General features: G+C 54.1%; 1 protein-coding gene. It reads right to left on the bottom strand.

From position 1 onward, the window contains the following. The coding region (gene rlmM / locus GV819_RS32755; RefSeq protein ID WP_161760131.1) for a 23S rRNA (cytidine(2498)-2'-O)-methyltransferase RlmM at window positions 1–405 on the bottom strand (405 nt) is incomplete at both ends.

Genomic DNA, 405 nt, shown 5'->3' with positions numbered 1-405 from the left:
GCCATTAACCAGCCACTGCGCCATCAATGCCGCAACTTTAGCCGGTTTTTCAACCATATCGCATACCATCCAGGAGATATTGCTGCGTGTCGGACGGAATTTGAAACCGTCTTCCCGCAGCCACGTCACCTGCCCGGTATCCATCAGACTTTGCGCCATCGGGCCGTTGTCGACGGAATAAACCCACATGTTGCGCTTCACCAGTTGGTAGGTCCAGCCGCCAGGGCAAGCGCCTAAATCCACCGCCCACATCCCGTTCGCCAGGCGTTCATCCCACTCATCCGCAGGAATAAACACATGAAATGCCTCTTCCAGTTTGAGCGTAGAACGACTCGGCGCATCTGCCGGAAATTTCAGGCGCGGAATGCCCATATAGAACGGCGAATTATTGTTGCTGTATGAGTA

Source organism: Pseudomonas sp. Fl5BN2 (assembly GCF_009908205.1).
GTDB lineage: Bacteria > Pseudomonadota > Gammaproteobacteria > Pseudomonadales > Pseudomonadaceae > Aquipseudomonas.
This window is presented reverse-complemented; position numbering and strand designations above follow the sequence as displayed.